The 14,604-nt window shown below is 57.0% G+C and carries 15 protein-coding genes; 1 reads left to right on the forward strand and 14 read right to left on the reverse strand.

Translation table 11 applies throughout. From position 1 onward, the window contains the following. Positions 1–16: 16 nt before the first annotated feature. Positions 17–1,393, forward strand: a complete 1,377-nt coding sequence (gene creD / locus BN1139_RS09845) for a cell envelope integrity protein CreD (RefSeq protein ID WP_005355841.1) — start codon at positions 17–19, stop codon at positions 1,391–1,393. Between the two features lie 52 nt (positions 1,394–1,445). On the opposite strand, the gene glmU is transcribed toward creD, so the two are convergent. The 14 genes from glmU to mnmG all read right to left on the reverse strand — a co-directional run bounded on the left by glmU (position 1,446) and on the right by mnmG (position 14,274). After that, positions 1,446–2,807: a bifunctional UDP-N-acetylglucosamine diphosphorylase/glucosamine-1-phosphate N-acetyltransferase GlmU gene (gene glmU, locus BN1139_RS09850; protein ID WP_005355840.1), complete on the reverse strand. Its 1,362-nt coding sequence runs from the start codon at positions 2,805–2,807 to the stop codon at positions 1,446–1,448. Between the two features lie 93 nt (positions 2,808–2,900). Then, on the reverse strand, positions 2,901–3,329 hold the full coding sequence (locus BN1139_RS09855; RefSeq protein WP_005339345.1) for a F0F1 ATP synthase subunit epsilon: 429 nt from the start codon (positions 3,327–3,329) through the stop codon (positions 2,901–2,903). A gap of 18 nt (positions 3,330–3,347) precedes the next feature. After that, on the reverse strand, positions 3,348–4,736 hold the full coding sequence (gene atpD, locus BN1139_RS09860) for a F0F1 ATP synthase subunit beta (protein ID WP_005339344.1): 1,389 nt from the start codon (positions 4,734–4,736) through the stop codon (positions 3,348–3,350). A gap of 33 nt (positions 4,737–4,769) precedes the next feature. Beyond that, positions 4,770–5,636, reverse strand: coding sequence for a F0F1 ATP synthase subunit gamma (gene atpG / locus BN1139_RS09865; RefSeq protein ID WP_005339343.1), 867 nt, complete (start codon positions 5,634–5,636; stop codon positions 4,770–4,772). A 43-nt stretch (positions 5,637–5,679) separates the two neighbouring features. Beyond that, the gene (atpA, locus tag BN1139_RS09870; RefSeq protein WP_005339342.1) at positions 5,680–7,221 is read right to left on the reverse strand and encodes a F0F1 ATP synthase subunit alpha; all 1,542 of its coding nucleotides are present in this window, start codon (positions 7,219–7,221) and stop codon (positions 5,680–5,682) included. A gap of 15 nt (positions 7,222–7,236) precedes the next feature. Next, positions 7,237–7,770 carry a F0F1 ATP synthase subunit delta gene (atpH, locus tag BN1139_RS09875; RefSeq protein WP_005339341.1) on the reverse strand — a complete coding sequence of 178 codons (534 nt, stop codon included), beginning with the start codon at positions 7,768–7,770 and terminating at the stop codon, positions 7,237–7,239. Between the two features lie 13 nt (positions 7,771–7,783). Further along, the gene (atpF, locus tag BN1139_RS09880) at positions 7,784–8,254 is read right to left on the reverse strand and encodes a F0F1 ATP synthase subunit B (protein ID WP_005339336.1); all 471 of its coding nucleotides are present in this window, start codon (positions 8,252–8,254) and stop codon (positions 7,784–7,786) included. Between the two features lie 54 nt (positions 8,255–8,308). Then, a complete protein-coding gene (gene atpE / locus BN1139_RS09885; protein ID WP_005307205.1) occupies positions 8,309–8,551 on the reverse strand; it encodes a F0F1 ATP synthase subunit C in 243 nt (80 codons plus the stop codon). Between the two features lie 58 nt (positions 8,552–8,609). Then, entirely contained in the window at positions 8,610–9,392 is a 783-nt protein-coding gene (gene atpB, locus BN1139_RS09890; RefSeq protein WP_005339335.1) for a F0F1 ATP synthase subunit A, read from the reverse strand. A gap of 8 nt (positions 9,393–9,400) precedes the next feature. Further along, the gene (locus BN1139_RS09895; RefSeq protein ID WP_019445506.1) at positions 9,401–9,811 is read right to left on the reverse strand and encodes an ATP synthase subunit I; all 411 of its coding nucleotides are present in this window, start codon (positions 9,809–9,811) and stop codon (positions 9,401–9,403) included. Between the two features lie 196 nt (positions 9,812–10,007). Next, positions 10,008–10,910, reverse strand: a complete 903-nt coding sequence (locus tag BN1139_RS09900) for a ParB/RepB/Spo0J family partition protein (RefSeq protein WP_005355836.1) — start codon at positions 10,908–10,910, stop codon at positions 10,008–10,010. Beyond that, complete coding sequence (locus BN1139_RS09905) at positions 10,907–11,710, reverse strand: ParA family protein (protein WP_005342341.1); 804 nt, start codon at positions 11,708–11,710, stop codon at positions 10,907–10,909. Before BN1139_RS09905 ends, BN1139_RS09900 begins: the two co-directional genes overlap by 4 nt. Before the next feature lie 26 nt (positions 11,711–11,736). Beyond that, positions 11,737–12,363, reverse strand: a complete 627-nt coding sequence (rsmG, locus tag BN1139_RS09910; RefSeq protein ID WP_041202839.1) for a 16S rRNA (guanine(527)-N(7))-methyltransferase RsmG — start codon at positions 12,361–12,363, stop codon at positions 11,737–11,739. A gap of 21 nt (positions 12,364–12,384) precedes the next feature. Beyond that, on the reverse strand, positions 12,385–14,274 hold the full coding sequence (gene mnmG / locus BN1139_RS09915) for a tRNA uridine-5-carboxymethylaminomethyl(34) synthesis enzyme MnmG (protein ID WP_005355830.1): 1,890 nt from the start codon (positions 14,272–14,274) through the stop codon (positions 12,385–12,387). Positions 14,275–14,604 lie beyond the last annotated feature (330 nt).

The raw sequence follows: 14,604 nt of genomic DNA on the forward strand, positions 1-14,604 counted from the left end.
AACAAGGAGACGTGTCATGGTCAAACAGATATTCACCCACAAGATCTTTCTGCTGCTGTTGCTCAGCCTGCTGTTGATGGTGCCGGTGCAATCCATCATGGAGCTGAACCGGGAGCGTCAGGCTTACCGCAGTCAGGCCATTCACAGCATCATGGCCAGCAGCAGCGGCCCGCAACGACTGATGGGGCCCATTATCGTGCAGCCCTATACCCGTTCGGTGACGGTCGAGCAGGAGGGCAAGCGCTTCGTCCGTCAGGAGCAGATCTACCGCTACCAGCTGCCGGAGCAACTGGATATCAAGGCCAACATGGAGGTCACCCCGCGCAAGCTGGGCATCTATCAGGCGCAGGTCTATCAGACCCGGCTCTCCCTCTCGGGCCGCCTGCCAACCCGGCAGAGTCTGCTGAATGACGCGACCTCACCGCTCGGTGAAACGGCCGAGCTGGTGGCGGGCAAACCCTACCTGAGCCTGGTGCTCTCCGATGCCCGCGGTATCAACAGCGTCCCCGAACTGCAACTCGGCACCCAGCGGATTCCGTTTGCCCCCGGCGCCCGCCTCGGTGATGCGCTGGCGGGTATCCATGCCCCGCTCGACAGCCTGCCGCAACAGGATGGCACCTTTCATCTGGAGCTCAATCTGCAGGGGATGAACACCCTCGACATAGTACCGCTGGGCAAGGAGAGCACCCTGTTGCTGGCGGGCAACTGGCCCCATCCCAACTTTATCGGCGACTTTCTGCCGGGCAGTCGCACCCTGAGTTCGCAAGGGTTTGAGGCCAACTGGCAGACCAGCTGGTTCGCCAGCGACATGGAGACCCGCTTCAACCGGATGATGAACGGGGGCGATAGCCATCTCTCCACCTTCAGCGTCAGTCTGGTGCAGCCGGTGGATCACTATCAACTCAATGAGAGGGCGGCCAAATATGCCCTGCTGTTTATCGGCCTCACCTTTATCAGCTTCTTCATGTTCGAGCTGCTCAAGGGGCTGCGGGTTCACCCGATCCAGTACGCGCTGGTGGGCATGGGGCTGGCTATCTTCTATCTGGTACTGCTGGCGCTGACCGAGCACCTCGGTTTTGGCTGGGCCTATCTGGTAGCCACGCTGGCCAGCGTACTGCTCAACGGTTTCTACCTCAGTCATGTGCTGGGTGGCCCGAAACAGGGGATCGGCTTCGCGGCGCTGCTCGGGCTGGTCTATGCCATCCTCTACAGCCTGCTGCAAGCCGAAGAGATCGCCCTGCTGCTCGGCGCCCTGCTCCTGTTCGCCACCCTGGCGCTGATCATGATGCTGACCCGCAAGCTCGACTGGTATCAGGTGATGGACTACAGCGCACCCGCCACCACATGGGCGGCCCCCCAGTCATCGACCAGTGACACCAACCATCAGTCATAAGCCAAAAAAAACCGGCGCCATCAGGCGCCGGTTCTATTTTATTGATCGGGCATCACTTCTTCTTGACCGGACGAGCCCAGTTTTTGATGTGACGCTGGGGCACACGGGTGATCACCAGCTCGTTCTCGGCCACATCCTTGGTGATGGTAGAACCCGCCCCCAGAGTCGCCCCCTTGCCGATGCGCACTGGCGCCACCAGCTGGGTATCGGAACCGACGAACACATCATCCTCGATGATGGTCTGGAACTTGTTCACGCCGTCGTAATTGCAGGTGATGGTACCGGCACCGATATTTACCCCGGCTCCGATCTCGGCATCACCCAGATAGGTCAAATGACCGCACTTGGAACCAACCCCAAGACGGGCCTTCTTCATCTCGACGAAGTTGCCGACGTGGGCATCCTGCTCCAGCACGGCACCCGGGCGCAGACGGGCAAACGGGCCGACCGAACACTGATCCGCCACCTGAGCCCCTTCGACGATGGAGTAGGGCTTCACTTCTGTGTGATCGCCAATGACACAATCCTTCAGCACGGCACCGGCACCAATACGGACGTGGTTGCCGAGGGTTACCTTGCCTTCGATGATGACGTTGACGTCGATCACCACCTCTTCACCGATCTCGAGGGTTCCGCGCAGATCAAAGCGGGCAGGGTCAATCAGGGTGGCACCGGCGATCATCAGCTTCTCGGCCTGCATCTGCTGGTAGCTGCGCTCAAGGGCAGCCAGCTGGACCCGGTTGTTGGCCCCTTCCACCTCGGCGGCACGCTCCGGATGGACCGCCGCGATCGGACAGCCATCGCCGTGTGCCATGGCGATCACATCCGTCAGATAGAACTCCCCCTGGGCATTCTTGTTGTCGAGACGAGACAACCATTGACGCAACTGGCCCCCATTGGCCACCAGCACGCCGGTGTTCACCTCGCGGATCGCCAGCTGTTCGGCATTGGCATCCTTCTGCTCGACGATCCCGACCACCTGACCGTTTTCACGGACGATACGGCCATAGCCAGTGGGGTTGTCGAGCACCACGGTCAGCAGTGCCATCCCGTTTTCCGCCTTGGCAGCCAGCAGTCGCTGCAGGGTCTCTGGCTGGATCAGCGGGGTATCGCCGTAGAGCACCAGCACATCGTCTACATCCTTCCAGAACGGGATGGCCTGGGCGACGGCATGACCGGTCCCCAGCTGTTGCGCCTGCAGCACCCAGTTCACGTCGGCCGCCACGATCCGCTCTTTCAGCAGCTCGGCACCGTGGCCATAGACCAGATGCAGCTGCTCGGCGCCGACCTGACGGGCGGTATCGATCACGTGGGAAACCATGGGTTTGTTGGCTACCGGGTGCAGTACCTTGGGCAGAACGGAACGCATGCGGGTACCTTTACCCGCCGCCAGGATCACGACGTTGAGGGACATAAATTGGCCTTTGGAACATGAGAAATACTCGGCGGAGTCTATCCAACGGGTAAAAAAAAAGCGACCCGAAGGTCGCTTTTTACATCACCGTTATTAGCGGTAATTCTTTTTGACGATATCGATGACGCGCAGTTGCGCCATCGCCTTGGCCAGCTCGGTAGCGGCCTGGGCGTAGTCGATATCACCATGGGAGCTGTGGATCCGCTCTTCGGCTGCGCGCTTGGCTTCCTGGGCTTTCGCCTCATCCAAGTCATCAGCACGAATCGCGGTGTCCGCCAGCACGGTCACGGATTCAGGTTGTACTTCCAGCATACCGCCGGAGATGTACAGCACCTCTTCAGTTCCGTTCTGCTTCACCAAGCGGACCAGGCCCGGCTTGATGGCAGTCAGCAACGGAGCATGACCGTGGCGGAGACCCAACTCACCTTCGGAGCCTGATACCTGAGCGGATTGCACGCGACCGGAAAACAGTTTTCCTTCGGCGCTCACCACGTCCAGGTGAAAGGAGATCATCTCTGCCATGGGCCCTCCTGTCGAGGCTTACAGTTTCTTGGATTTCTCGACGACTTCGTCGATACCGCCAACCATGTAGAACGCCTGCTCGGGCAGATCGTCATACTCGCCTTTCAGGATGCCCTGGAAACCACGGATGGTCTCTTTCAGCGGCACGTATTTACCCGGAGAACCGGTAAACACTTCTGCTACGAAGAACGGCTGGGACAGGAAACGCTCGATCTTACGGGCACGGGCTACGGTCAGTTTGTCTTCTTCTGACAGTTCATCCATACCCAGGATGGCGATGATGTCCTTCAGCTCTTTGTAGCGCTGCAGTACGGTCTGAACGCCACGAGCGGTCTCGTAGTGCTCTTTGCCAACCACCAGCGGATCCAGCTGACGAGAGGTAGAGTCCAGCGGGTCAACGGCCGGGTAGATACCCAGTGCCGCGATTTGACGGGACAGTACCACGGTCGCATCCAGGTGGGCGAAGGTGGTCGCCGGAGACGGGTCAGTCAAGTCATCCGCAGGCACGTAAACGGCCTGTACGGAGGTGATGGAACCGGTCTTGGTGGAGGTGATACGTTCTTGCAGAACACCCATCTCCTCGGCCAGGGTCGGCTGGTAACCTACTGCGGAAGGCATACGGCCCAGCAGTGCGGATACTTCAGTACCGGCCAGGGTGTAACGGTAGATGTTATCTACGAAGAACAGTACGTCACGACCTTCGTCACGGAACTTCTCGGCCATGGTCAGGCCGGTCAGCGCAACGCGCAGACGGTTTCCGGGCGGCTCGTTCATCTGACCGTAAACCAGAGATACTTTGTCCAGTACGTTGGACTCCATCATCTCGTGGTAGAAGTCGTTACCCTCACGGGTACGCTCACCTACACCGGCAAACACAGAGTAACCACTGTGCTCGATCGCGATGTTACGGATCAGCTCCATCATGTTTACGGTTTTGCCTACACCGGCACCACCGAACAGACCAACCTTACCACCCTTGGCGAACGGGCATACCAGGTCGATAACCTTGATGCCGGTCTCCAGCAGATCGTTGCTGTTGGACTGATCTTCGTAGCTGGGGGCAGCGCGGTGGATAGACCAGCACTCTTCTTCACCGATCGGACCTTTTTCGTCGATTGGCTCGCCCAGTACGTTCATGATCCGACCCAGAGTCGCAGTACCGACCGGAACCTGGATGGATTTACCGCTATTCACTACTTCCAACCCACGACGCAGACCGTCGGAGGAGCCCATGGTGATGCAACGAACGACGCCGCCACCGATCTGTTGCTGAACTTCCAGCACCAGACCCTGGCCTTGACCTTCGCTAACGACCTTCAGTGCATCGTACACCTGGGGCACGGCATTCTGCGGGAACTCGATGTCCACCACAGCGCCGATGATTTGGACGATGAAACCGTTACTCATGTCAAATCCTCTAAACCTTTGATAACCCTTGCCTTACACCGCAGCAGCACCGGATACGATCTCTGTCAGCTCCTGGGTAATACTGGCCTGACGGGCCTTGTTGTATACCAGTTGCAGATCGTTAATCAGGTTACCGGCGTTGTCAGTCGCGGCTTGCATGGCAACCATTCGGGCTGCCTGTTCACTTGCCAAGTTTTCCACTACGCCCTGGTAAACCTGAGATTCGACGTAGCGAACCAGCAGGGTATCCAGCAGCTTCTTGGGATCCGGCTCATAGAGGTAATCCCAGTGGTGTTTCTTGGCGAGCTTGCTGTCTTCAGTTACGGGCAAAGGCAGCAGTTGATCGACCCGTGGTTGCTGCACCATGGTGTTGACGAACTTGTTGTACACCAGATACAGCTTGTCAATCTCACCGTTGTCGTAAGCCTTCAGCATGACCTTGACTGAACCAATCAGGTCATTGACGCTCGGACTATCGCCCAGTCCTGCGACATGAGCTTTAACCTTGGCGCCGTGCCGTTCAAAGAAGTTGGAGGCCTTGTTACCGATCAGTGCCAGGTCAACCTTGGCACCTTTCGCGCTCCATTGCTTCATATCATTGAGGGCAGCCTTGAACAGGTTGATGTTCAGACCACCACACAGGCCACGGTCGGTGGAGACGACGATGTAACCCACTCGCTTGACCTCACGTTCGATGAGGTAGGGGTGCTTGTATTCCAAGTTCCCCTGAGCGATATGGCCGATCACCTTGCGCATGGTTTCAGCGTACGGACGGCTGGCAGACATGCGTTCCTGCGCACGGCGCATTTTGCTTGCTGCCACCATTTCCATAGCGCCGGTGATCTTCTGAGTGTTTTTCACACTCCCGATCTTGTTACGTATCTCTTTTGCGCCGGCCATCTCTTACTCTCCATCAAGTGGCAGCTCACGCTGCCACACACGCTTACCAGGTCTGGGTTGCTTTGAAGCTATCCAGCAACGCAGTCAGCTTGCCAACGATCGCGTCGTTGTAGTCGGCTTTGGCATTGATTTCTGCCATCAGCTCGGCATGCTGGGTATTGGCGTAAGAGAGCAGAGCGGCTTCGAAGTCGACGATCTTGTTCAGCTCGACATCGGAGAGATAGCCTTTCTCGGCGGCGAACAACACCAGAGACTGGTGAGCCACGCTCAGCGGAGAGTACTGCTTCTGCTTCATCAGCTCGGTCACTTTCACACCGTGATCCAGCTGCTTGCGAGTCGCCTCGTCCAGATCGGAAGAGAACTGGGCGAATGCCGCCAGTTCGCGATACTGGGCCAGCGCGGTACGGATACCACCGGACAGCTTCTTGACGATCTTGGTCTGAGCAGCGCCACCTACACGGGATACAGAGATACCCGGGTCAACCGCCGGACGAATACCGGAGTTGAACAGCTGTGAAGTCAGGAAGATCTGACCATCGGTGATGGAGATCACGTTGGTCGGAACGAACGCAGATACGTCACCCGCCTGGGTTTCGATGATCGGCAGCGCGGTCAGAGAGCCGGTCTTGCCTTTCACTTCACCCTTGGTGAACTTCTCTACGTACTCGGCGTTAACGCGAGCAGCACGCTCCAGCAGACGGGAGTGCAGATAGAAAACGTCACCCGGGTAAGCTTCACGTCCTGGCGGACGGCGCAGCAGCAGGGAAATCTGGCGATAAGCTACGGCCTGCTTGGACAGGTCATCATAGATGATCAGCGCGTCTTCACCGCGGTCACGGAAGTACTCACCCATAGAGCAACCGGCATACGGAGCCAGGTACTGCAGAGCTGCAGCTTCGGAGGCAGAGGCAACCACCACGATGGTGTTGGCCAGGGCGCCGTGCTCTTCCAGCTTGCGCACCACGTTGGCGATGGTGGAGGCCTTCTGGCCAATCGCAACGTAGACACACTTAATGCCGGAATCTTTCTGGTTGATGATGGTGTCGATCGCGATGGCGGTCTTACCAACCTGACGGTCACCGATGATCAGCTCACGCTGGCCACGACCGATTGGGATCATGGCATCGATGGCTTTCAGACCGGTCTGGACCGGCTGGTCAACAGACTTACGCTCGATAACGCCCGGTGCGATCACTTCGATCGGCGAGAAGCCGTCGTTGTCGATCGGACCTTTACCGTCGATCGGCTGACCCAGGGTGTTCAACACCCGGCCCAACAGACCACGACCTACCGGCACTTCCAGAATGCGGCCAGTACCTTTTACTTTCATTCCTTCTGACAGACCGTCATAGGAACCCATAATCACCGCACCGACGGAGTCACGCTCCAGGTTCAATGCCAGAGCGTAGCGGTTGCCCGGCAGCTCGATCATCTCACCCTGCATGGCATCAGCCAGGCCGTGAATACGAATGATACCGTCGCTCACAGAGACGATAGTACCTTCGTTACGCGCTTCGCTCTTTACATCAAACTGCGCAATGCGCTGCTTGATCAGCTCGGCGATTTCAGTGGAATTCAGTTGCATGCTCTAATACCCCAATCAAGATTGCAGCGCGTCAGCCATGCGATCCAGCTTACCGCGGACTGTGCCGTCGATTACCAGATCACCGGCCTTGATGAGCACCCCGGCCATCAAGGACGCATCGATGCTGCAATTCAGCTTCACTTTGCGCGCGAGACGTTGTTCCAGAGAAGCCTGAATATTGGCTTTCTGCTGGTCGGTCAGTTCGATCGCCGAAATCACGTCAGCCTGAACCTCTTTATCCAGTTCAGCTTTGAACGCTACAAATTCAGCAACGACCGCCGGCAGCACACCCAAGCGACCATTCTCGGCCATCACCCTGATCAGGTTCTGGCCATGCACGTCGAGTTGCTCACCGCAGACACCGACAAACAGCGTTGCCAGCTCTTCGGCGGCCACAGAGCCGTTTACCAGGTTGTGCATGGTCTCGTTTTCCACTACTTGCGCAGCGAAACCGAGCATACCCAGCCACTGGTCAACCGCCTTGTGCTCAACGGCAAACTCGAAAGCAGCCTTGGCGTAGGGGCGAGCGATTGTAGTCAGTTCAGACATAGCCCCGTTCCCGTTACAGTTCTGCTACCAGTTTGTCGACGATGTCGCTGTTGGCAGCCTGGTCGATTTGACGCGCCAGGATCTTCTCTGCACCAGCAATGGCAAGAGCAGCAACCTGCTTACGCAGTTCTTCTTTGGCACGATGACGTTCAGCTTCGATCTCGGCACGGCCCTGAGCCAGGATTTTTTCCCGCTCAGACTGGGCACCAGCGGCAGCTTCATCAATGATCTGGGCTTTACGTTTGTTAGCCTGCTCAATGATTTCAGCAGCCTGCAGCTTGGCTTCTTTCAGCTGATCGGTGGCGTTGGCCTTGGCCAAATCCAGATCTTTCTTGGCACGTTCGGCAGAAGAGAGACCGTCAGCAATAGCTTTCTGACGGGCTTCGATGGCAGCAATCAGCGGCGGCCATACGTACTTCATGCAAAACACTACGAAGAAGAAAAAAGCAATTGCTTGGCCGAGGAGGGTGGCATTGATATTCACAGCCGATGTCCTCTTAAGTTAGTTAATGGGTTATGCCTGGAGAGTCGTAACGACTTAGCCAGCAACCGCAAACATCACGTACAGACCCAGACCAACGGCGATCATCGGGATCGCATCCACCAGACCCATTACGATGAAGAACTGGGTACGCAGAACAGGGATCAGATCCGGTTGACGAGCAGCACCTTCCAGGAACTTGCCACCCAGGATACCGATACCGATGGAAGCGCCGATAGCAGCCAGACCCATCATCATTGCAGCAGCGATGTACAGCAGGTCCATGTTCAAGTTTTCCATGAGGATCTCCAGTTATTTAGATGTAATTGATTGTATAAAAAGGATTATTTGAGTTGCATCAACCATGGTCTTCCTGCGCCATCGACAGATAGACGATGGTCAGAACCATGAAAATGAATGCCTGCAAAGTGATGATCAGGATGTGGAAAATTGCCCAAGGCACGGACAGGATCCACTGTGACCACCAGGGTAACAAACCAGCAATCAGGATAAAGATCAGTTCGCCAGCATACATGTTGCCGAACAGTCGAAGACCCAGAGAAACAGGTTTGGAAATCAGCGTAACAGTTTCCAGGATGAGGTTAACCGGGATGGCCGCCGGGTGGTTGAAAGGCTGAAGCGTCAGCTCCTTCACAAACCCGCCGATACCCTTGACCTTGATGCTGTAATACAGGATCAAGAAGAACACGCCCAAAGCCATGGACATGGTGATGTTAACGTCAGCAGAGGGAACCACACGCAGATAGGGAATACCCATCAATTGTGCAGCGTGAGGGATAAAGTCAACGGGGATCAGATCCATGAAGTTCATCAGGAAGATCCACACAAACACCGTCAGCCCCAAAGGTGCGATGACCTTGTTGCGACCGTGAAAGATGTCTTTGACGTTACCATTCACAAACTCGACCAGCATCTCCACAAAGCACTGCAGCTTACCCGGCACCCCGCTGGTAGCGTTAACGGCTACTTTGCGGAACAGCAGGATAAACAGGGCGCCTAGCACGACGGAAAATACCATTGAGTCGATATTGACCGTCCAGAACCCGGACCCGACTTGAAGGTGGGTCAGGTGGTGGGAGATATATCCCTGAGGAGTCAGGACTTCTCCGGTTGCAGACATGAGTTTTCCTAATAGTGGTTGTTAAGCGTGAATGAAACCATCCACTGTACAACGAGGGCGAGGATATAAGTGGCGAAAAACGAGACGGTAACGACCTCGACTCCCGCACCAAACATCAGGGCGAATAGACCTGTTGTAGAAATGAGCTTAATCCCTGCCCCACCATAAAAGTCCCGCAAAACCAGGCCCACACTCTCGGTTGTCACCTTGCGGCGCAGCACCCAGACAGTAAACAAGGCTTGAGGAACCCAGTACATCCCCCCTCCGTAGAGGGCGGAATAACCGGCGCTGGCACCAGTCAGGTAAAACCAGACGGCACTCATCGCCAGGATCAGGATGAGCTGACAAACGAGCATAACCAAGGCCAGTGTCAAACCTTCCAAGGCTATTTTCTGCTTCACCAACCTACCCCTGAACATTACAGAACTGTAAAAAATCGGGATCCGAAGACCCCATGTTAACAGCTCTTAAAGCCGGTCAAATTATACCCTTGAGGGCAGCTATTGCAATATGACAAAAATCCTTAATTTTTGCGGCTTTCCGCGGCAAATCAGGGTTATGGTCATATCAAAAGGAATGGATGTTTTATTACTACAAAAAGCGTAAAAATCACGATTACGACACGCCAAAATAGCCCAATATACGGTCCAAATCGGACAAATTCTCGTAACTTATTACTAACTTCCCGCTATCCCGCTTGCCAGGCTGAAGTTGCACCTGATTACCAATTTTTTCTGCCAGTTGGCGCTCCAGGTAGCCGATCTGCGGATCACGAGCCGGTTCGACCCTGGCTTTTGCCGGTTCGAGCGCTTTTTGCACCAGCTTCTCGGTATCGCGTACGGTCAGCCCTTTCTGGGCAACCAGCTTGGCTAGTTCAGACTGGGCTTGGCCGCTCAGTGCCAGCAGGGCACGGGCATGGCCCATGTCGAGGTCGCCATGCTCGACGAAACGCTTCACATCGTCGTTGAGCTGGTTGAGACGCAACAGGTTGGTCACCGTGGTGCGGGACTTGCCCACCGCCTCGGCCACCTGCTGGTGGGTGAGTTCGAATTCGGTCAGCAGTCTTTGTAAAGCGACCGCCTCTTCGATGGCATTGAGGTCTTCCCGCTGAATATTCTCAATCAGCGCGATGGCGACAGCAGCCTCGTCGGGTACATCCTTGACGATGCAGGGCACCACCTCGAGCCGCGCCAGCTGGGACGCGCGCCAACGCCGCTCACCGGCGATGATTTCGAAGGATTGTTCGCCGAGAGGGCGTACCACGATGGGCTGGATCACCCCCTGGGCGCGGATGGAGTTGGCAAGCTCTTCCAGTGCATCCTGAGACATGTCCTTGCGGGGCTGGTACTTGCCGGACTGCAACCACTCCACCGGCAGCTTGCGCAGCTCGCCCTGATTGGTGGGGGCCATGGCCTCTTCAGTACGTTGATCGCTCATCACCTGTTTCTGGCGGGCAGCCGTGCTGGTACTGAGCAGGGCATCCAGCCCCTTGCCCAGTCCACGTTTTTTCGGAGTCATATGCTCTCTCGGTCTGCGATGGTCGCCTGACGTTCCTGCTCCTGGCGGCGCAGGATCTCGCCAGCCAGTGCCAGGTAGGCCTTGGCGCCCACCGATGATTTGTCATAGTGCATGGCCGGGGCACCGAAACTCGGGGCCTCCGCCAGTCTAACGTTGCGGGGAATGATGGTGCGGTAGACTTTGTCGCCAAAGTGCTGTTTTAGCTGATCGGACACATCATTGGCCAGCCGGTTGCGGTGATCGAACATGGTGCGCAGCACCCCTTCGATCTTGAGATCCGGATTGACCACAGCGGCCAGCTTGCTGATGGTGTCGACCAGGGCGGTGAGCCCCTCCAGCGCGTAATATTCGCACTGCATGGGCACCAACACGGAGTCGGCGGCGGCCATGGCGTTCACGGTCAGCATGTTGAGAGAGGGCGGGCAGTCGATGAATACGTAGTCGTATTTGTCCCGCACCGAAGCCAGCGCATTGCGCAGGCGGATTTCGCGGGCGAAAAATTCCATCAGACGGATTTCGGCCGCGGTCACGTCGGCGTTGGCGGCAATCAGGTGATAGCCCCCGGTGGTTTCGGGGATGATCACTTCGCTGATGGGGGCATCCTCGATCAGCAGCTCATAGGCGGTGCGCTCGACGTCATACTTGTCGACACCACTGCCCATGGTGGCATTGCCCTGCGGATCCAGATCGATCACCAGCACCTTGCGCCGGGTGGCAGCCATGGAGGCGGCCAGATTCACACAGGTGGTGGTTTTACCCACTCCACCCTTCTGGTTGGCTATGGCGATGACTTTTCCCACACGATCCCCTAAATGAAACTGCGACCCTATTCGGGCTGGATATGTTTGAATTCCAGCAGATGACGTTCGCCTTCCAGCTCCGGCACCCGCAACTCATGACAGGCTACCAGACGGATATTGGCAGGCAACTGGGCCAGCTCCTGCTCGGGATATTGTCCCTTGAGTGCCAGGAAGCAGCCCTGTTCTGACGGCAGGTGGTGACACCAGCTCAGCATGTCCTCCAGCGAGGCAAATGCCCGACTCAGTACACCATCAAATCCCACCTCGGGTTGATACTCTTCAACCCGGGATTTGACCGGCGTCACATTGGTCAGACCCAGCTCCTGGATCACCTGACGGATGAAGTTGATCCGCTTGCCCAGACTGTCGAGCAGGACGAACTGCTTGTCCGGATTGATGATCGCCAGCGGCAATCCCGGCAGGCCGGGACCTGTCCCCACGTCGATGAAGCGCTCACCGTGCAAGTGGGGGCTTACCACCAGGCTATCGAGGATATGCTTGACCAGCATGGCGTCCGGATCTCGCACCGAGGTGAGATTGTAAGCCTTGTTCCACTTGTGCAGCAACTCGACCAACTGCACCAGTTGGCTCTTTTGGGTATCGGTGATAACAATTCCGGCCTGCATGAGCAGGCCGTTCAATCTTTCCAGCATATTTTCCAACGGTAAGAATCCTCAGGCGGTTTTACGCAGCAGGCCGTGTTTTTTCAGGTGAACCAGCAGGATGGAGATGGCCGCCGGGGTGATGCCGGAGATGCGGGAAGCCTGACCGATGGTCTGCGGCTTGGCATCGTTCAGCTTGGCTTTCACCTCGTTGGAGAGGCCGTTCACCTCGCGATAGTCCAGATCCAGCGGCAGCAGGGTGTTCTCGTTGCGCAGCTGCTTTTCCACTTCATCGTGCTGACGCTCGATGTAACCGGCGTACTTGATCTGGATCTCAACCTGTTCGGCCGCGGCAGGATCGGTCACGGATGGGCCGACCCCTTCGATGTCCATCAGCGCATCATAGGTCACCTCGGGGCGACGCAGCAGCTCTTCCAGACTCTGTTCGCGGGTCAGCGGGGTGTTGACCAGGGCGTTGACCGCTTCCAGTGACGGGTGTTGCGGGTGGATCCAGGTTGAACGCATGCGCTGACGCTCCAGCTCGACCTGTTCCATCTTGGCGTTGAATTTGCTCCAGCGCTCGTCATCCACCAGACCCAGCTCGCGACCGATGGCAGTCAGGCGGATATCAGCGTTGTCTTCCCGCAGCAGCAGGCGATATTCGGCGCGGCTGGTGAACATGCGGTAAGGCTCGCGGGTCCCCAGGGTGGAGAGATCGTCCATCATCACGCCCATATAGGCCTGATCCCGACGCGGGTTCCAGGGATCCTTGTCCTGGGCACGCAGGGCCGCGTTCAGGCCGGCCATCAGGCCTTGTGCCGCCGCCTCTTCGTAACCGGTCGTCCCGTTGATCTGGCCGGCGAAGAACAGGTTTGGAATGCACTTGCTCTCCATGTTGGCCTTGAGATCCCGCGGATCGAAGAAATCGTACTCGATGGCATAGCCGGGGCGGGTGATGTGGGCGTTCTCGAAGCCGCGCACAGAACGGACGATCTGCACCTGCACATCAAACGGCAGGCTGGTGGAGATCCCGTTCGGGTAGAGCTCGTGGGTGGTCAGGCCTTCCGGCTCGACGAAGATCTGGTGCGCCGTCTTGTCGGCGAAACGGGTGATCTTGTCTTCGATCGACGGGCAGTAGCGCGGGCCGATCCCCTCGATCACCCCGGCGTACATGGGGCTGCGATCCAGGTTATTGCGGATCACCTCGTGGGTACGCTCGTTGGTGTGGGTGACGTAGCAAGGCACCTGACGGGGATGCTGGCTGGCATTGCCGATAAACGAGAAGACCGGACGCGGATCGTCGCCGTGCTGTTCCTGCATGACGGAGAAATCGACGCTGCGAGCATCGATGCGCGGCGGGGTGCCCGTCTTGAGACGATCGATGCGCAGCGGCAGTTCGCGCAGGCGCTGGGCCAGGGCGATCGAGGGAGGATCCCCGGCACGGCCGCCCTTGTAGTTTTCCATCCCGATATGGATCAACCCGTTCAGGAAGGTACCGACCGTCAGCACCACAGTTTTGCCGCTGATGCGGATCCCGCTCTGGGTGACCACACCGGCAACACGATCCCCATCCATGATCAGATCGTCACAAGCCTGCTGGAAGATCTTCAGGTTCGGGTAGTTCTCCAGCATCTGGCGAACGACAGCCTTGTAGAGCAGGCGATCCGCCTGGGCACGAGTGGCTCGTACTGCCGGGCCCTTGGAGGAGTTGAGGGTGCGGAACTGGATCCCGCCAAGATCGATGGCACGCGCCATGATCCCGCCGAGTGCGTCAACTTCCCTGACCAGGTGTCCCTTGCCGATCCCGCCGATCGCCGGATTACAGGACATGTGTCCCAACGTATCGATATTGTGGGTCAGCAACAGGGTGTTCATGCCCATACGGGCTGCCGCTGTTGCTGCTTCGGTTCCGGCATGACCGCCACCGACGACGATCACATCAAATTGTTCATGGTATTGCATTGGGATCACCTTGATCTGCACGCCTGAAGATCTTTATTTGCCTGGGCTAAAGGGCGGAACATTCTATCTGTTTCGCGTCCTGAGGGGAACGTCTACTTAACGTTCAGTATGAAGGGAGGATCCACTAATTAGATCTTAAGGATCTTTAGATCGATCTTTTACTGGATCTCTTATTAGGATCCGCCCTTTCTGTTGATAAGCACTTTTTGATCATAAAGATCATTAATTTAAGGACGATCCTAGCTTGTGGAAAAGCTTGGATCCTGGCCCGGTGAACGAGGGGATAACCAGGACTTTTATACACAGAGGTCTGTCGGTCTGGATCTAATA

It is taken from the genome of Aeromonas veronii bv. veronii (genome assembly GCF_000820225.1).
In the GTDB taxonomy this organism is placed as follows: domain Bacteria; phylum Pseudomonadota; class Gammaproteobacteria; order Enterobacterales; family Aeromonadaceae; genus Aeromonas; species Aeromonas veronii.

Bases quoted from the DNA above. Each gene is read 5' to 3' on its own strand.
- creD (WP_005355841.1), top strand. From the start codon at position 17: ATGGTCAAACAGATATTCACCCACAAGATCTTTCTGCTGCTGTTGCTC.
- glmU (WP_005355840.1), bottom strand. From the start codon at position 2,807: ATGTCCCTCAACGTCGTGATCCTGGCGGCGGGTAAAGGTACCCGCATG.
- BN1139_RS09855 (WP_005339345.1), bottom strand. From the start codon at position 3,329: ATGGCAGAGATGATCTCCTTTCACCTGGACGTGGTGAGCGCCGAAGGA.
- atpD (WP_005339344.1), bottom strand. From the start codon at position 4,736: ATGAGTAACGGTTTCATCGTCCAAATCATCGGCGCTGTGGTGGACATC.
- atpG (WP_005339343.1), bottom strand. From the start codon at position 5,636: ATGGCCGGCGCAAAAGAGATACGTAACAAGATCGGGAGTGTGAAAAAC.
- atpA (WP_005339342.1), bottom strand. From the start codon at position 7,221: ATGCAACTGAATTCCACTGAAATCGCCGAGCTGATCAAGCAGCGCATT.
- atpH (WP_005339341.1), bottom strand. From the start codon at position 7,770: ATGTCTGAACTGACTACAATCGCTCGCCCCTACGCCAAGGCTGCTTTC.
- atpE (WP_005307205.1), bottom strand. From the start codon at position 8,551: ATGGAAAACTTGAACATGGACCTGCTGTACATCGCTGCTGCAATGATG.
- atpB (WP_005339335.1), bottom strand. From the start codon at position 9,392: ATGTCTGCAACCGGAGAAGTCCTGACTCCTCAGGGATATATCTCCCAC.
- BN1139_RS09895 (WP_019445506.1), bottom strand. From the start codon at position 9,811: ATGTTCAGGGGTAGGTTGGTGAAGCAGAAAATAGCCTTGGAAGGTTTG.
- BN1139_RS09900 (WP_005355836.1), bottom strand. From the start codon at position 10,910: ATGACTCCGAAAAAACGTGGACTGGGCAAGGGGCTGGATGCCCTGCTC.
- rsmG (WP_041202839.1), bottom strand. From the start codon at position 12,363: ATGCTGGAAAGATTGAACGGCCTGCTCATGCAGGCCGGAATTGTTATC.
- mnmG (WP_005355830.1), bottom strand. From the start codon at position 14,274: ATGCAATACCATGAACAATTTGATGTGATCGTCGTCGGTGGCGGTCAT.